The sequence below is a fragment of the Paracoccus kondratievae genome, from assembly GCF_009301415.1.
In the GTDB taxonomy this organism is placed as follows: Bacteria; Pseudomonadota; Alphaproteobacteria; order Rhodobacterales; family Rhodobacteraceae; genus Paracoccus; species Paracoccus kondratievae.
Map to the genome: position 1 here is coordinate 951,916 of NZ_CP045073.1, position 15,133 is coordinate 967,048.

Annotated in this window: 17 protein-coding genes and 1 pseudogene; 2 read left to right on the forward strand and 16 right to left on the reverse strand. The window is 65.7% G+C overall.

Features of this window, described 5'->3' with window-relative positions:
- Positions 1-315: 315 nt before the first annotated feature.
- From F8A10_RS15990 to F8A10_RS16015, 6 genes and pseudogenes are all read right to left on the reverse strand, one after another.
- Positions 316-717 (reverse strand): single-stranded DNA-binding protein, encoded by a 402-nt coding sequence (locus F8A10_RS15990; protein WP_058099094.1) that lies wholly within the window; start codon positions 715-717, stop codon positions 316-318.
- 704 nt (positions 718-1,421) lie between these two features.
- Entirely contained in the window at positions 1,422-1,838 is a 417-nt protein-coding gene (locus F8A10_RS15995) for a hypothetical protein (RefSeq protein ID WP_058099095.1), read from the reverse strand.
- Positions 1,839-1,998: 160 nt separating this feature from the next.
- Positions 1,999-2,934 (reverse strand): DUF2493 domain-containing protein, encoded by a 936-nt coding sequence (locus F8A10_RS16000; RefSeq protein ID WP_152367880.1) that lies wholly within the window; start codon positions 2,932-2,934, stop codon positions 1,999-2,001.
- 372 nt (positions 2,935-3,306) lie between these two features.
- Positions 3,307-4,350 (reverse strand): DUF7146 domain-containing protein, encoded by a 1,044-nt coding sequence (locus F8A10_RS16005; RefSeq protein WP_058099097.1) that lies wholly within the window; start codon positions 4,348-4,350, stop codon positions 3,307-3,309.
- Positions 4,350-8,698, reverse strand: a pseudogene (locus tag F8A10_RS16010) (strawberry notch-like NTP hydrolase domain-containing protein). Before F8A10_RS16010 ends, F8A10_RS16005 begins: the two are co-directional and overlap by 1 nt.
- A 158-nt stretch (positions 8,699-8,856) precedes the next feature.
- Positions 8,857-9,279 (reverse strand): antirestriction protein, encoded by a 423-nt coding sequence (locus F8A10_RS16015; RefSeq protein WP_074970573.1) that lies wholly within the window; start codon positions 9,277-9,279, stop codon positions 8,857-8,859.
- 160 nt (positions 9,280-9,439) lie between these two features.
- Between F8A10_RS16015 and F8A10_RS16020 the strand changes: the two genes are divergently transcribed.
- Entirely contained in the window at positions 9,440-9,697 is a 258-nt protein-coding gene (locus F8A10_RS16020; protein WP_058098140.1) for a type II toxin-antitoxin system Phd/YefM family antitoxin, read from the forward strand.
- Positions 9,694-10,077 (forward strand): type II toxin-antitoxin system VapC family toxin, encoded by a 384-nt coding sequence (locus F8A10_RS16025; RefSeq protein WP_058098141.1) that lies wholly within the window; start codon positions 9,694-9,696, stop codon positions 10,075-10,077. The genes F8A10_RS16020 and F8A10_RS16025 overlap by 4 nt, the downstream gene beginning before the upstream one ends.
- Before the next feature lie 17 nt (positions 10,078-10,094).
- Here F8A10_RS16025 and F8A10_RS16030 read toward each other — a convergent pair whose 3' ends face one another.
- From F8A10_RS16030 to F8A10_RS16075, 10 genes are all read right to left on the reverse strand, one after another.
- Positions 10,095-10,739 (reverse strand): antitoxin of toxin-antitoxin stability system, encoded by a 645-nt coding sequence (locus tag F8A10_RS16030; protein WP_088233766.1) that lies wholly within the window; start codon positions 10,737-10,739, stop codon positions 10,095-10,097.
- Positions 10,732-11,148 (reverse strand): hypothetical protein, encoded by a 417-nt coding sequence (locus F8A10_RS16035; RefSeq protein ID WP_074970577.1) that lies wholly within the window; start codon positions 11,146-11,148, stop codon positions 10,732-10,734. Before F8A10_RS16035 ends, F8A10_RS16030 begins: the two co-directional genes overlap by 8 nt.
- A gap of 66 nt (positions 11,149-11,214) precedes the next feature.
- On the reverse strand, positions 11,215-11,772 hold the full coding sequence (locus F8A10_RS16040) for a hypothetical protein (RefSeq protein ID WP_039194755.1): 558 nt from the start codon (positions 11,770-11,772) through the stop codon (positions 11,215-11,217).
- 131 nt (positions 11,773-11,903) lie between these two features.
- On the reverse strand, positions 11,904-12,272 hold the full coding sequence (locus F8A10_RS16045) for a thermonuclease family protein (protein WP_012092610.1): 369 nt from the start codon (positions 12,270-12,272) through the stop codon (positions 11,904-11,906).
- 39 nt (positions 12,273-12,311) lie between these two features.
- Positions 12,312-12,692: a DUF6915 family protein gene (locus F8A10_RS16050; RefSeq protein WP_012092609.1), complete on the reverse strand. Its 381-nt coding sequence runs from the start codon at positions 12,690-12,692 to the stop codon at positions 12,312-12,314.
- Positions 12,693-12,702: 10 nt separating this feature from the next.
- Positions 12,703-13,191 (reverse strand): DUF6878 family protein, encoded by a 489-nt coding sequence (locus tag F8A10_RS16055; RefSeq protein WP_012092608.1) that lies wholly within the window; start codon positions 13,189-13,191, stop codon positions 12,703-12,705.
- 210 nt (positions 13,192-13,401) lie between these two features.
- Positions 13,402-13,566 (reverse strand): hypothetical protein, encoded by a 165-nt coding sequence (locus tag F8A10_RS16060; RefSeq protein WP_166507195.1) that lies wholly within the window; start codon positions 13,564-13,566, stop codon positions 13,402-13,404.
- A gap of 424 nt (positions 13,567-13,990) precedes the next feature.
- On the reverse strand, positions 13,991-14,287 hold the full coding sequence (locus tag F8A10_RS16065; RefSeq protein ID WP_012092597.1) for a hypothetical protein: 297 nt from the start codon (positions 14,285-14,287) through the stop codon (positions 13,991-13,993).
- Positions 14,284-14,550, reverse strand: coding sequence for a DUF6117 family protein (locus F8A10_RS16070; RefSeq protein ID WP_012092596.1), 267 nt, complete (start codon positions 14,548-14,550; stop codon positions 14,284-14,286). Before F8A10_RS16070 ends, F8A10_RS16065 begins: the two co-directional genes overlap by 4 nt.
- 71 nt (positions 14,551-14,621) lie before the next feature.
- Positions 14,622-15,098 carry a hypothetical protein gene (locus tag F8A10_RS16075; RefSeq protein WP_012092595.1) on the reverse strand — a complete coding sequence of 159 codons (477 nt, stop codon included), beginning with the start codon at positions 15,096-15,098 and terminating at the stop codon, positions 14,622-14,624.
- Positions 15,099-15,133 lie beyond the last annotated feature (35 nt).

Here is a 15,133-nt window from a genome sequence, read left to right on the forward strand (position 1 = left end):
ACGCTCACCGGATATCTGACATTGGGGTTTTATGGCGACTAGATGATTAGCTCCGCATGGTGCCGGTGAAACTCTTAAATGTTTCAACCAGGCTCGAAGTTGCTGTGAAGGAGCGCTCGAATACCCCATCTATAATAGTCGTTCTTGCTTCGGATGCCAGCCGAAATTCAGGTGCAATTATCAAGGATAGCTAGGCGACTCTCCCGTCCATGCCCGTCTGATTCGGTCGCTGGACCTTGCCAGAATCGGCGGGCGCGATCCGGTGAAGCAGGGGAGAAACCCGGCGGCTTGCGCCGCCGGGCCTCGGGTTCCCGATCAGAACGGAATGTCATCGTCGTCGATGAACTTGCCGTCGTCGTTCTCGGTCTGCTTCGCGCGGCTCAGGAAATCGACCGTCTCGGCGATGATCTCGCAGCCGTAACGATCGACCCCGGCGGCGTCGGTCCATTTCGTGTAGTGGATGCGGCCGCGAACCAGAACCTTCATGCCCTTGTCGCAATGCTGCTGGACCGTCTTGCCGAGGCCGTTGAAGCAGGTGATGCGGTGCCATTCGGTGTCCTGGACCCGATAGCCGTTCTCGTCGCGCAGGACGCGGCCTTCCGAATAGCGGGGGCGCGAGGTGGCCAGGGTGAAGTGGGTGATGCCGGTGCCGCCCTGGGTGGTGCGGGTTTCGGGGGCCTGGCCGATGTTGCCGGCGAGGATGACGATGTTCTGCATTGTAGGTCTCCGTTGCTCCTCGGAGGGACCGTCCCTCCGACGAGACCCGGCCAAGGCCGTCGGAAGACTCCTGCAACTGCCGCCCTTGCTGCAGCTTGCCCCCAAGGCCCCAGGTGGGGCGGGCAGCCGCGCTTGCGCGGCAACACGGCTGGGAGCCGCGGGGGTTGCTGGTGGAAGCCGAACGGACTTAGGGGATCAGTCAGGCGGAGGGATGGTGCTTTCGAAAGCAGATCGGGGACGCACAGCAGAACCATCGTCCTTGCTGGCGACAGCGGCCAGGCAGGCCCCCTGCGAACCGAGACCACCGGCATGGCACTCGTTCAACCGTCTTTGCCGGTCAACGTCGTGTCCGCCGCCGGAAGGCCCTGTCATCCGCGATGTGATCGAACAGGCTATCGGGTTCTCATGCCCGCTATGACACCGTCCTGCTTCATCGGCCAAAGGCTCGGTCCCACAGCATCGTGAAGGGGCAAGGAAGGTGTTCGCGGAGGCCCCACGAAACGACGTGGACCGATGCAGCGGGGCATCGACCGCACGGGACTGCGGGTACGCACCGATGTCCCATTTCCAGAGCCGGGCGAAGCAGACCGGGTGCGATGGTGACATGCTGCGTCGGACCGACTTTCCGTCTTTGATGGAACGACCGTCGCCCGATGGCGCAAGCTGCCAGTCTTCCTCAGAAGTGGCTGATCGCGTCCGCCGTTTCAGCGCGAGAACACCGACTCGCCGAGGGCGTTCAGATTGACGATGGCCGAGATGCCGATGACAAGGCCGCCCATGCCGCCGAGCAGGTTGAGAACCAGCCCCGAGTCGATGGCGTTCTTGGTGATGCCATAGACAAGGGCATAGCCGGCGATGACGGCGGGCACGGCGAAGAGAGCGAGCGCAATGAGCCGCAGGGCCGGGTTCCTCGCGAAGCCAAGAACCAGGATCACAAGGGCGATCGAGAGCAAAGCGGCACCGATGGCCATGAGGCCAGACATCACGACACCGGCCCCCGCGCCCCAGGCATATTGCGCGGTCGTGATCGCCGCCATGACGGGCAAGGCATAGATCGCCAGATTGTAGGCGATCACACAGGCCGCGATGCTGAGCGAGATGGCGAGCAGGATCAGCGTCATGGAAACCTCCAGAGAACGGTTGGGGATCACGACAGGCTGCCGGGAGATACGCTCCGCCTGCGACTATGCTGCTTCGCCGGTTCTGCAAGGATGTTCCATCAAAGGCGCGGCGGCGTTTTCTGTCAAGGTTCGGCGGCTTAAAGCCGCCAGGCGGCGGGACTTACGCCCCGCCGTCGAACTTCATGACCGGGATGCCGAGCTTGCGGGCCTTGTCGGCGAGATTCTCCTGAATCCCGGTACCGGGGAAGACGAGGACGCCGACCGGCAGCACGTCCAGCATGGCATCGTTTCGCTTGAACGGCGCCGCCTTGGCGTGCTTGGTCCAGTCGGGCCGGAAGGCGACCTGGGGCACCTTGCGGTGATCTGCCCAACGGGAAGCGATCAGTTCGGCTCCCTTCGGCGACCCGCCGTGCAGCAGCACCATCTCGGGGTGCTTGGCATGGACCTGATCGAGCTTCGCCCAGATCAGGCGGTGATCGTTGAAGTCCGCGCCGCCAGTCACGGCAACCTTCGGGCCGGCGGGCAGCATCACCTCGGTCTCGGCCCGGCGCTTCGCGGCAAGGAAGTCGCGGCTGTCGATCATCGCGGCGGTCAGGTTGCGATGGTTGACCATCGAGCCGCTGCGCGGCCGCCAGGCACTGCCGGTGTGGTGCTCGAAAGCCTCGGCCGCGAGGTCGCGGAAGAGTTCCATGCTGGCGCGCCGTTCGATCAGGGTCTGCCCCTCGGCCGTAAGGCGTTCGAGTTCGACCGACTTCACCTCGCTGCCGTCCTGTTCCCGCTGCATCCGGCGCTGCGCCTGCTCGTTGGCGTCTAGATCGCGTTCGACCCGGCTGGTGGCGCGGTGGAAGAGATTGGCGGCCCCCCAGAGCAGCTCTTCGAGATCGGGTTCGAGACGGGTGTCACTGAGCGTCGCCACAAGGGCGTCGAAGATGTCTGTGACGGCTACAGCGACGGTATTGCCCTCGGGGAGCGGCCGGGGATCAGGTTCGTCCTGGAACGGGCGCCAGCCGTAGAGCTGGAGTTCGGTGAGGGCGTGATCGGTCTGGGAGGAGGTGTGGACCGGCTCGGCCCCTGCATATTCGGGATCAAACGTCATCGGTTGCGTCCTTCGTCTGGAGACCGCGCCCATCGCGGCCTTCGCAGGCGTCGAAGCGCACGGGCGGGACGGGTTGACAGCCCTCGCCCGCTCGGCGAGGGCCTTGATGGCCGGGTGCGGCTAATTTGCCTTTCGCGATGCAAAGGCGGGGCCAGAGACGGGGTCCCCACGCGACCTGTCGCGTGGGGTGGCTCCCCGCCGGCGGAAATTAGTCGCTCCCGGCCATTGCCTGGCCGTCCCGTTTGTGCGCCGATCGCCCTCTCCGAAGGCCGTGGGTGCGGGACTCTCCGGCGGTGGATGCACCTGCCGATGGCAAGCGAACGAAACCGGCAGAGGCCGAGCCGGACCGAGCCTCCGGGGCCGATCACACCCTCACCCTTCCATGAAACGGCGGACGTCTTCGGGATGAAGCTGATCCTTCAAGGCCGCCCCGAGGGCATCGGCGCCATGGCGTCGCAGATCATCGTTGAAATCGCCCTCGCGCGGCATGAGCGAGACCGCCTCGATCCCGAGATCGGCTGCTCTGGCGGCCAGTCGGTCTCTTGCACCGTCCCCGGCCGGGTCGCGATCGCGCAGGACATAGAGCCTGCGCAGCGACGGCGGGAACAGGATGGCGGCGAGGTGAGCGGCCGAAAGCGCCGCCAGCATCGGCATGCGGGGCAGGACCTGGCGCGGCGACAGCACGGTCTCGATGCCCTCGCCGGCGGCGAGCACCTCATCGGCGATGCCGAAGCGGACCGCGTGGCCGAGAAGGTCGCCCATCGCCCGCCGCGGTGTCTCGACAGGCGCCTTGCCGGAACCGTCCGGGGCGAGCCATGTGCGATGCGCGCCGGTCTGGTGGCCGGTGAGATCGGTGACGGCGGCGACCACCGCCGGCCTGATCTCGGTGGGCGCATGCTCGTTGGGCCTGTAATAGCACCGGGGATGGTAGCGCAGCGCGGTGGTGCCTTCGAGCGTGGTGATCGCTCGCCGGTTGAGGTAGATCGCAGCAAGGGTGCCGTGGATCGGCTGCGCCATGGCGAAGAGCCGCCGCGACGCTTCAGGCGAACCGGGTGCCGCGCCGGATGTGCTGTCGGTCGGCGCTCTCGTCTTTGCCGGTTCGGGATGCGGGAGGGCGAGGAAGCGGCGCGCTTCCTCAGCCACGTCCTTGAAATCGGCGAGGCCGAGCGCCTCGCGGATGACGTCGAGAAGGTCGCCATGCTCTCCCGTCGCCATGTCACTCCACTTGCCCGCCGCACCCTTGCCGGATTCCGGGCCGGTCAGTCGCACGAACATGGAGCGTCCTGGGGTGTTCTGCACGTCACCGACCAGCCAGTATCGCCCGGCGCGGTGGCCGGACGACAGGTAGTGGCGGCAGACCGCCTCGGCCTCTCGGCCAAGGCGGATCGCCAGTTCGGATGCGTCGTGCCTGGGCATCAGGCTGCCTCCCGCTCGCCGATGCGCTCGACCGGCCAGCGGTCGAAGAGCTTCCCGAGGATCGCCGGACCGCTGGCATCGACCGGCACGAACATGCGCAGCTTCCAGGAGATGATCTCGTGGAACAGCCCATAGGCCGTGAGGCGCTGGCGCATGGTGTCGGTGAAACCCGACAGCTCGATCCGGTTTGCCCCCATGACCCGGACCCGGCGAAGCTGGAGGCCCTCAGCGAGATCGAGGATGGTCCGACTTTCCAGCAGCGCCGCGAAGGCATCGTCCGGCGAGACCGAGGTGATGCCGGTCTCGGTCGCATTGGCCGCCCAAGCCGGGGAGACCTTGCGGCCGATGATGCGCTCGCCGGCGTCAGACTGAAGCCGATAGACGCGAGTGGAGTCGTTCGGCAGCCGCTTCCAGATCGGTAGCAGCAGGCCCGTCACCATGTGCAAGGTGGACTCGGCGAACTCCGGCACCTCCGCGACTTCGGCTTCCCAGGCCGATGCGAAGGCATCCCTGTCGGCTTCGACCCAATGGGTCTCGCGCATCATCCTGACCTGGACGTTCTGCGCTTCCATCGGCCGGATCAGCCGGACGCGGCGCTCGATCTCGCCATCGTCCAACATCACGCTGGTGGTGGGGATCTGCACCGCTGCCCGGCCTGAGCGCTCGTTGATCAGCAGCCTGGCGCGGGGATCGTCGAGTTCCGCCAGCGCGGCGTCGAGCGTCACCGGGCGGTTGCGCCTGCGTTCGGTGATGGTCAGCAGGCTGGTCTCGGCCCCGGTGCGCGGGTGCGTGTAGATCACCTGCCGATCCGTCACTACGAAGCTCTCGGCGCGCAGGGTCTCCAGCCCGGCGTCATAGGTGCCGGAGGCGATGGCGCCCTCGATGCGGGCGGTCAGAAGTTGTTCGAAGGCGGTGAAGAGGATGCCCTGAAGCTCGATGGTCAGCGCCAGCAGCCGGTTGAGGAAGGTGGTGATGGCCGGCAAATTGTCCTTGATGCCGTTCGCATCCATCAGCTTCAACCCGGTGGCAGCCTCGAACCGCTCCAGTGAGCAGCCGTCGACCTTGCCGCGCACCAGCAGGAGATAAAGCTGGCGCAGCGCGTCACGGGCGTAATGCGATTCCAGGTTATCTTCCGGGCGGAACAGGCCCTGACCACCGGTCTGGCGCTGGCCGCGCGTAATCGCGCCCAGCGTGTCAAGACGGCGGGCGATGGTCGAGAGGAAGCGCTTCTCGGCCTTCACATTGGTCGAGATCGGTCGGAACAGTGGCGGCTGTGCCTGGTTGGTGCGATGCGTGCGGCCGAGGCCCTGGATGGCGGCGTCCGCCTTCCACCCGGCTTCGAGGAGATAGTGGACACGCAGCCGGGTATTCTTCGCCGACAGTTCGGCGTGATACGACCGGCCCGTGCCGCCCGCATCGGAAAAGACCAGCACGCGCTTCTGATCGTCCATGAAGGCTTGCGTCTCGGCCAGGTTGGCCGAACCGGCGCGGCTTTCCACGACGAGCCAGTCGATGGTGACGCTGCGTTTGCGGACGATACGGCGCGAACGACCCGTGCCTCGGCCACCGTGTCGGTCCCGAAATACTGGATGATCTGGTCGAGCGCGCCGGGAACCGGCGGCAGGCTGGCGAGGCTTGCGATCATCTCGTCGCGCCGGGCCGCGGCCTCGCGGCTCTCGACCGGCTGGCCATCACGATAGACCGGGCGCGAGGACAGATTGCCCTCGCTGTCGGTGAACGGCTCGTAGAGTTGGACCGGGAAGGAATGGGCAAGGTAATCTAGGACATATTCGCGCGGCGACAGGTCCATTTTCAGATCGCCCCATTCCTCGGTGGGGATCTCTGCCAGCCGCCGTTCCATCAGCGCCTCGCCGGTCGAGACGATCTGGATGACGGAAGAATGTCCCGCTTCCAGATCGGCCGTGATGGACCGGATCAGCGTCGGGGTTTTCATCGACGTCAACAGGTGCCCGAAGAACCTCTGCTTGGCGCTCTCAAAGGCCGAGCGGGCGGCGGACTTGGCCTGCCGGTTCAGCGTGCCGGACCCGCCCTCGCCGCCGGTGATGTTGGCGGCCTGCATCGCCGCATCGAGATTGTTATGGATGATGGCGAAGGCATCGGCATAGCTGTCGTAGATGCGGACCTGTTCAGGGGTCAGTTCGTGGTCGAGCAACTCGTATTCCACGCCTTTGAAGGACAGCGAGCGGGCGGTGTAGAGGCCAAGCGCCCGCAGGTCGCGGGCCAGCATCTCCATCGCCGCGACGCCGCCGGCCTCGATCGCCTCGACGAACTCCGCCCTGGTCGAGAAGGGGAAATCCTCGCCGCCCCAGAGACCGAGCCGCTGCGCATAGGCGAGATTGTGGACGGTGGTGGCGCCGGTGGCCGAGACATAGACGACTCGGGCATCGGGAAGCGCATGCTGGATGCGCAGCCCGGCACGGCCCTGCTGCGAGGCGGCGACATCGCCGCGTTCTCCCCTGCCTCCTGCGGCATTGGCCATGGCATGCGCCTCGTCGAAAATCACCACCCCATCGAAGTCTGTGCCCAACCATTCGACGATCTGTTTGACCCTGGAAACCCTTGTCCCCCGGTCGTCGGAGCGCAGCGTGGCATAGGTTAGAAACAGGATGCCTTCGTTCAGCGTGATGGGCTTGCCTTGCGGGAATCGCGACAGCGGCGTGACCAGCAGCCGCTCCATGCCGAGCGCCGACCAGTCACGTTGCGCGTCCTCCAACAGCTTGTCGGATTTCGAGATCCAGATCGCCTTACGCCGCCCCTGCATCCAGTTGTCGAGGATGATGGCGGCGGATTCCCGACCCTTGCCGACGCCGGTGCCGTCGCCGATCATGAAGCCCTGACGGAAACGGATTGCTCCCTCGGCATCCTCCGGCGCGGCGGCGAGATTGTCGAGCGTGTCATCGATCGTCCAGCCCCCGGCGAGGAAGCCCCCATGGGCCTCGCCCGCATAAATCACGGTCTCCAGCTGCGCCTCGGACAGCTTGCCGAGAATGTCGTTGGGAAGCGTCGGCCGATAGCTGGGCTTCGGCGGCGCGATGCTCGCCATCGAGGCCGACTGCACGAGCTGGGTAGGATGCGCCTGCGCCCCGTCGATGCGGATGGTCTGAAGCCCGTATTCCTCGTAGATCGCGTCGGAGAGGCCGCCGCCCTCGGCCGGTTCCCAATCCACGGTCTCGTAGGCGACCGGCACGGCCTCCGGTTCCGCAAGGGGCGCGGCGGGCGCGGATCGCGCGGCGCGGTTGACGTAGCCGCGCACGGTGCGGGGCGCGGTGGGTCGTGCGACCGGCACCGTCAGGCCGGGATCGACCGGCAGCCGCGTGGGAAGCAGGTCGGCTAGCCAGGCGATCAGCGTGGCCACGTCCGGCGCGACACCAGGCGCTGCCGGAAACACCGCCGCATCTTCGGCCGGCAGCTTGTCGATGACCGTGAGCCGGGTCGGGACAGTGGTGCCTTGCTTGGCATAGACCGAGCCGTCGATGGCGGCGGAAAAGGTGACGCGACCGCGTTCCTGCAGCCGGGTCCAGGAGGCGGTCCACGCCGGATTATCGGGGGCGAAGCTCGCGCCGGTGATGGTCACGAGCCGTCCGCCGGGCGCAAGACGCGCCAGCGCCGAAGCGACATGGCGAAAGGCGGCGTCACGCATGCGCCCCTCGACATTGGCCATGACCGAGAACGGTGGATTCATCAGCACGACGGTCGGGACAAGGCAGGGATCGAGATGGTCATCGATCTGGGCCGCGTCGAAGCGGGTAACGGAAAGGGCCGGAAAGAGAGAGGAAAGCAGGCCGGCGCGCATCTCGGCCAGTTCATTTACGAGAAGCGTGCCGCCGGCGATCTCGGCCAGGATGGCGAGGAGCCCGGTGCCGGCCGAGGGCTCCAGCACACGGTCGGCAGGCGTGATCGCCGCCGCCGTGACCGCCGCGAAACCGAGCGGGATCGGGGTGGAGAACTGCTGGAAGGTCTGCGCTTCTTCCGAGCGGCGCGTATGCGTCGGCAGAAGCCCGGAGATCTTGCCGAGCTGCGGCAGGATCGCCGACTTCGAGGCGGCTTTACGGAAAAGCACATTGCCGTATTTGCGCAGGAAGAGGACGGTCGCAGCCTCGCAGGCATCATAGGCCAGCTTCCAGGTCCAGGCGCCGGTGGCATCGGAAGCGCCGAAACCCGCTTCCATCGCGCCGCGCAGCGTGGCGGCATCGACGCGCTGACCGCGCTCCCGATGCGGCAGCAGTAGGCCGGCAGCGGTGAATATGCGGGCTGCGGTCTCGGCGTCGTGGTCGCGCGGAAGCGGCGCGGTGGCGGATGCCGCCGCGGATGCGGAAATCATGTTCATCGGGGATTCCTCGGGAGAGCAAGTCAGGATCAAGCCGGGCAGCGCTCTCTCTCGACCGCACCGGCTCAAACCCCTTCCGGCCCATCTCTCGCTCTGAAGCCGTGGCGAAAGCAGGCATGAAACAAGCGCCCGACCGTCAGGCTGGGCGCTTGTGGGTTTCAGTCGATGGCCTGGAAGATCGCCGCCGCCTCCGGGTGATTGGCGGCATGTTCGTAGAGACGGCCATAGCCCTCGGCGAGTTCGTCGTCATCGTAGCGGAAGGAAAGATGCGAGAAGGCGAAGAGCGTGGCGATGATCCCAGCCGCATCGCATGAGACCTCGCCCTCGAAACCGTTGCCTTCGCAGAACAGGAGGTAACGGGGCTTTGATGTCGGCGCGAGATAGAGCGGCTGGCCGGCGCGTTCGTAGAAATCCCAGAGCCCGCCGCCGTAATCGGCGGGGCTGAGGATCTCCATGAATCGGAAGACGGCATGCTCGCCGATGATGAGCAGGCGCCGGCCGAAAAGGCGCGGCAGGAACTCCATGCGGCGCGCGTCGGGGACACGGGTTGCGGATTGAGAAGCAAGTTCGGGCAAAGCCATGATCGGTCTCCTGGAGGGAAAGGGACGGCAGCCGGACGACCCTCTCTCAACCCGTCCGGAGGCACCCTCTCCCGGCCCTCCTCTCGCTCTGGGGGCTTGAAATGGACCATTCTATGGACCATCTTGGCAGGATAGCGGAGAACATCTGGAGCGATGTGCGATGAGGGTTTCTGTCACCGAGGCGAAAGGGCAGCTCACCGAACTGGTGAAACGCGCCGAGGCCGGCGACGAGGTGATCCTGACCCGGCGGGGCCATGAGGTCGCCCGCCTCGTGCGGGTTGCTGTCGCAGCGACCCCGAAAGGCCGGCGTGCGCTGATGGAGCGGGTCCGGGCCACGGCGCGGGGCAAGGCACTGCCCGGCGCCGATGCCGCGCGCAGTCAGGACTTCCTCTATGGTGATGACGGGATGCCGGCGTGATCGTCGTCGACACCTCGGCGCTGATGGCGATCGTGCTGGACGAGCCGCAGGCCGAGACCTGCATGGCGGCGATCGAGGCGGCGGACGGATTGCTGATCTCGGCCGGAACCGTGGCCGAGACGCTGATCGTGGCCGGGCGCCGCAATGTTGGGGAAGAGATTGCCGCCCTGATCGAGGGCCTTGGGTTCGAGGTCGTCTCCGTCACGGAGGCTTCGGCACGCAGGATCTCCGAAGCCTATGCCCGCTGGGGCAAGGGCGTTCATCCCGCCGGTCTCAACTACGGCGATTGCTTCGCCTATGAGGTCGCGAGCGAGCGCGGCTGTCCGTTGCTCTTTGTCGGCGATGATTTCTCACGGACGGACCTGCGGTCGGTACTGTAACCCCGGAAAGCCGGGCTTTAGCCGAAGCGATTCCCATCAACTGTGAAGCTGTATTCGTTGGCACCGATGGCCTCATCGACCGCCTCATCCGAAGTCAGGTCATCGTAGTCGCGCTCAAGCTGGCGATAGAGCCAACGCGCGAGATCGCGCAATGCCTCGATGACGGTCTCCTCGGCATCGGCGGTCATGCCCTGCCCTGTCGGGCTGTCGCGGGTGACCGAGATCGCCATGCAGTATTCGTGATAGTATCGCCCCCGATGGGTCGTCTCGGCCGTCAACTGGTAGAAGTTGCGGCGTTGCGCCTGATGTAGGGCATCCGCGATGCGGTGCAGCTCCGCATCCTTCGGCGCATAGGCACGGATTTCCGCCGCCGTGCCTTTGCGATAGGAATAGTGGCCTTCGAACGCGGCGCCATCGCCCTGCGACCAGAAGCCCGTAAACCAGATGCAAGGCTCTTGTCGCACGCCGCCGCCCATGAGGCGGACGGTGCGGGTCTTGATGCGGATGCCGAGGATGTCCGCGATCCGCCGGAAATCCTCATAGACGGCATCGTACCAATCGTAGTCGAAGCCGCCCTCGCGATACCAGGCGCGGGCATTGTCTTTCGCGGCTTCGGAAAGCTCGTCGAGCCGATAGACCGTGGTTTCGATGACGTCAGGCATTGGGGTCGCCCCCGTCCAGAACGGTGGAAAGCCAACCGTCGGTGTAGATCCAGTCCACCGTCTCGCCGGTGGCGAGGTCGAGGACATGCGCGCCGCCCCCGAACCCGTCGATTCTCGGACGTGAGCAGGTATTGGCGTATTGCATCCCCCATAGCCCGGTCAGGCCGAACGCGGCGGCACAGCGTTTGACGAACTGGATGACATGCTCGGGATCGCCGGTGCCGTCATCGCGCATCCAGAGCTGGGTGCCGCCATGTTCGGGCTGGATCGAAAGCATGAAGCCGTCCGAGGGCGGATCTTCGGCGGCGTTTTCGTGCGCCAGCGCGTTGTAGAGATCAAGCGCGCGGGCGGCGTTCTCGGGGCTGCCCACGTCGAGCAGGCAGGAGAAATGGGTGAAGTAGTCGGCCATGTCAGGCTCCTGAAACGAGAAGGCCCGGCGCGGGGCCGGGCCTAGTGGATGGAAAGGGGCGACAGGTCAGGCAGCTTGTGGCAGCCGCAGCAGATCGGCAGTCGTCTCGCGCCAGAAGGGATCGACCAGCCGCGCCTCGAGCAGGCTGGCGCGGTGGCGGAGATCACGAGCCGATACCGCATCGCCGCGCCCGGATGCCGTGAAGGCCATGCCCCGCAGACGGCTGGCCTCCGTGACGGTGCGGCGAGCCTCGGCGTCGGAGGCGACCGGATGCTGCCAGAGCACGATCCCGGCCCGGACCTCACCGGCAAGGACAAGGCCCAGTTCGTTGTCCTGAATGACCATGACGCGGGGGCGAAAGCGCAGCGCATCGCCCTGTCCAACGCGGAAATCACCGCGCGCAACGCGCTGGCTGGCGATGATCAGCGCCTCTTCGGGGGATTGGCACTGGCCGATGACGAGCGTGCGGTCGAAGCCGCCGACGTCATCGCTTTCGTCATCGCTGGCGATACCGATGCAGGAGATGCGCAGCGGCAGCTTCTGGGCATGACGCAGCCGAGGCAGGATCTGTCGCGCGACAATTTCGCCGATCGAGGCGAAAGTGGTGTGGTGGGAAAGGCTCATGGGGAATGCTCCGCGACGGACGGCGGAAGCCCCTCTCCCGCCTCACAATCCGTCACGGCCAACCGGCCCGCACTCTTACTCTCCCGTCCCGACGGTGGATCGTCCCGCACCTCGGCGGGACGATCCGGCGATCAGCACCAGGGCTCACGCCGCCCGGCCCAGGTTCTCGCCAGCCCTTCATCGACGAGAATATCGCCGACATCGCGGCCTTCGACGCGTATCGCCGCCAGGGTCCGGCCATAGCGGTCGGTCCCCTGACGCAGGATTTCGACCCGCCGACCTTGCAGGATTTCCGCCAGCCTGATCTTCGCTTGCCGGGCAAGGTCGGTTTCATGGATGCAGCGGCCCTCCATTTCGGGAGCGTCGATGTTGAATATCCGAACAGCTTCGGACTGCTGTCCCATACCCAGCCGGATCGAGTCACCGTCCCAGACGCGGATTTCCGCCGGTTCGCAGGAAGCCGTGCAGAGCAGGACGGAGATGACGATATGGCTGAGCATGGCAAGAGGCTTTCATAAGGGGGAGGCTGACGCGACTGCTCAGACTTCTTCCTGAAGTCGGCCATTGACGCAATGCGGATCGACCTCCGCCTCGATCCGCTGCGTCCGCCCCATCCAAGGCGCCGGGTGGATTGCCCGCGCCCAATCGGCGAAGGACGGGATACGGCCCAGATCCTCGCGGACATGCTGCTCCCCGACCCATCGGGCCGGGATCACCCTGCCGGTGGACAGGGTGATCGTCGCCCCGAAAATGGTCTCGGCCATGAAGATGCCCTCGGCATGGTGGCGAAGCGCGCGATGACGAAAATCGGCCAGGATCTCCTTGCTGGCATCGAACCAGCTATGGATGGGCAAGTAATCCTCGACCGTGCCGCCCCATTTCTTCACCGACGAGAGCGCATGATGATAGGGATGTGCCATTTCCGCCCCCTCAGAACTCGTGACTGTAGAATTCGGTGGCGGTGTAGCGCTCGTTGTAGTCGAGCGTGATGGTGCGCGCCGCCACATCGAAGCTGAACTCGCCATAGGCGCCATCATTGTTCTCCCAGCCGCCATGGGTTTCCGAGAGGAAGTCATAGGCGAGCTGTTCGATGGCCGCCTCAACGCCCATTGAGATTGCGGTCACCTTGTCGGTTCCCCATGCCACCGTGGCAATGGTGATCTCGCCCTGCGGCAGGTCCACGGTCCGGTCGTCCGATTGCGCGGTGATGTCCTCGATCTGGCCGCTGTCGCCAGAACCGTCGAAGGTGACGGTCACGAGAGTGATGCCTGCGGCGGCCAGCGCATCGAACAGCGCCGTCTTGTTGTCGGGACGGACCGCTTCAGCGCGACGGTTGCGCTCATCGCGCTCGGCGAAGAAGCGCGCGACGCTGGCGGCCATGTCGAATTCCGGCGTGGCTGGTTTGTCGGTATCGGTCATTGGATGATCCTCCAGGAGAGCGGGATGATATGGCCCGGCGGCGCTCTCCTCTCCTTCCGCCAGGCTCGCCCCGATCCCGGCCCAACTCTCCCTTTCCACAGCCGAGGCGAGGCCTCGGCACCGCCGCTGGCGATGCGCAGCCTGCGCATGGCACAAGGCCCGGCTGCGCCTGACGCGGGCCGGGCCGTCGGGCGGAGGCGCTTTCGCGCCTCAGCCGAAGGGATCGAGTTCGAGCTTCACCATCTCTTCGTCGCCGTCGAACTCGTCGGCGGGCATGGCGCCGTGGGTGCCGTCCCCGGCCTGGAACACGACGATCACGACCATCAGCGTGGTGGCGAGGCTGGCGGCGAAAGCGGTGGCATCTGCGTAGGACATGGGTTCCGGCTCCTGTCTTTGGAGGCGGGGGACCATCCCCCGCGCGACAGGCGCCCGAAGTGTCTGACCGGATCTGCAATCACCCTCGGGCGTTCGGATTCTTTCCGAATCCCCGAGGGCGGCACGCGCGCGTAAGCCGACCCCACCGGGGTTGAATGCAAAGAGACGGTCGGACCAAGGTGAGCGAATGGAAGCGGGGGATGGTGCTTTGCGTCGAGCCGGTGCCGGAAACCCGTCGCAGATGCTTTGCTGCGCCAGCCTCGTTGCCGGCGGATATTCAGGGTGTGTTTCAGGCCGGGGACGGAACCCGTTGCCCCCACAACACCAAGGAGTTGGCGCAATGGTGAAGCTCGAACTCGATCCATCGCTGCTTGTGCAGCGATACCCGATAGCCCCGTGTGCAAGGTTCGGCTTTCAGGGCCGGTCAGTCCCAGAACCCATCGGCGATTTCGCGGGCGATCATGGCGCGGGCCTTCATCATCACATCGTCGCCGGAGGTGTCGATATGACCGAAAAAGCGCGTCCGGGCGCCATGGGCCGTCCAGTCGGCATAGCGGCAGTATTCGCGGGCATCGAGCCGGAAGGCGCGCATGTCCTCGGCCCAATGCGGTTTCGGTTCCACGATGACGGTGACGCCGTTGCGGGTTTCCTCCCAGGGAAGCGAGCGCTCCGATGGCGGATTGCGGCGGTCATCGGCGAAGATTTCATCGACCGTCATCATGATGCGCCCCCATCTTCGGCCTTCTCGACAAAGCCGGCAGGATCGTCGGGATCCGGCGGCAGATAGGCGTCATAGGGGTTGCCGCTTGCGAGATGGCCGAACGGCGTGAAGACGTAATCACCCCCGTCGCGGCCGACCGCGCACAGGACATAGCGTGTCTCACGGGTCGCGGCGTCGAGGCATTCCATAAGGGCGAGATTGCCGTCATCGGCAGCACGAAGCAGAGTGTCGAAGTTCGTTCGAACGGGATCGGGAATGGCCATTGTGTTCTCCTGAAACGAAGAAGGCCCGCCGTCACGGGACAAGCGGGCCGGATGAACGGGATCGGCGATGGTCACGCGGCAGCTCGACCCTCGACGGCATCGGCGCCTGCCTCGTCGGCGGTGATCTCCTCGAGGCGCGCGCGGCTGTAGCCGTTCCTGGCTAGCCAGAGTTCGGCCGCCTCGTGGTTCTCCGCGAGGTGCAGCAATTCGACGTTCTCTCCGACATCCTGCACAACACGGACCTGACCGATCTTCGGGCGTTCGACAACCCGGAAGCTCAGATCGCTGTCGATGCCGTAGCTGCGCATGATGGTGATGAGGATGATGCCGCCTTCGCCGAAATCACCCTCATGCAGGGTGAAGGACGGCGGCGTCGTGTAGGTCGGGCGCTCGCGGCCCGGTTCCTTGCGCACGAGGCGACCGGCCCCGTTGCGGGATTTCCACGCGGCGAGCTTCTTGGTGAAACGTGCGGGCGGTTTCGGCTGGCCGTCGCTATAGGCCACGAGCGAGCCGAGAGGCGCAATGTCGAAAATGAGGGAAGCGGACATGATCTTGCTCCTGAAACGAAAGCGGCCCGGCGAGA

Excerpts from the sequence above, each read along its gene's own strand:
- F8A10_RS16050 (WP_012092609.1), bottom strand. The coding sequence starts at position 12,692 with ATGGCACATCCCTATCATCATGCGCTCTCGTCGGTGAAGAAATGGGGC.
- F8A10_RS16000 (WP_152367880.1), bottom strand. The coding sequence starts at position 2,934 with ATGACGTTTGATCCCGAATATGCAGGGGCCGAGCCGGTCCACACCTCC.
- F8A10_RS16045 (WP_012092610.1), bottom strand. The coding sequence starts at position 12,272 with ATGCTCAGCCATATCGTCATCTCCGTCCTGCTCTGCACGGCTTCCTGC.
- F8A10_RS16005 (WP_058099097.1), bottom strand. The coding sequence starts at position 4,350 with ATGCCCAGGCACGACGCATCCGAACTGGCGATCCGCCTTGGCCGAGAG.
- F8A10_RS16015 (WP_074970573.1), bottom strand. The coding sequence starts at position 9,279 with ATGGCTTTGCCCGAACTTGCTTCTCAATCCGCAACCCGTGTCCCCGAC.
- F8A10_RS16020 (WP_058098140.1), top strand. The coding sequence starts at position 9,440 with ATGAGGGTTTCTGTCACCGAGGCGAAAGGGCAGCTCACCGAACTGGTG.
- F8A10_RS16070 (WP_012092596.1), bottom strand. The coding sequence starts at position 14,550 with ATGGCCATTCCCGATCCCGTTCGAACGAACTTCGACACTCTGCTTCGT.
- F8A10_RS16065 (WP_012092597.1), bottom strand. The coding sequence starts at position 14,287 with ATGATGACGGTCGATGAAATCTTCGCCGATGACCGCCGCAATCCGCCA.
- F8A10_RS16055 (WP_012092608.1), bottom strand. The coding sequence starts at position 13,191 with ATGACCGATACCGACAAACCAGCCACGCCGGAATTCGACATGGCCGCC.
- F8A10_RS15995 (WP_058099095.1), bottom strand. The coding sequence starts at position 1,838 with ATGACGCTGATCCTGCTCGCCATCTCGCTCAGCATCGCGGCCTGTGTG.
- F8A10_RS16075 (WP_012092595.1), bottom strand. The coding sequence starts at position 15,098 with ATGTCCGCTTCCCTCATTTTCGACATTGCGCCTCTCGGCTCGCTCGTG.
- F8A10_RS16040 (WP_039194755.1), bottom strand. The coding sequence starts at position 11,772 with ATGAGCCTTTCCCACCACACCACTTTCGCCTCGATCGGCGAAATTGTC.
- F8A10_RS16030 (WP_088233766.1), bottom strand. The coding sequence starts at position 10,739 with ATGCCTGACGTCATCGAAACCACGGTCTATCGGCTCGACGAGCTTTCC.
- F8A10_RS15990 (WP_058099094.1), bottom strand. The coding sequence starts at position 717 with ATGCAGAACATCGTCATCCTCGCCGGCAACATCGGCCAGGCCCCCGAA.
- F8A10_RS16060 (WP_166507195.1), bottom strand. The coding sequence starts at position 13,566 with ATGTCCTACGCAGATGCCACCGCTTTCGCCGCCAGCCTCGCCACCACG.
- F8A10_RS16035 (WP_074970577.1), bottom strand. The coding sequence starts at position 11,148 with ATGGCCGACTACTTCACCCATTTCTCCTGCCTGCTCGACGTGGGCAGC.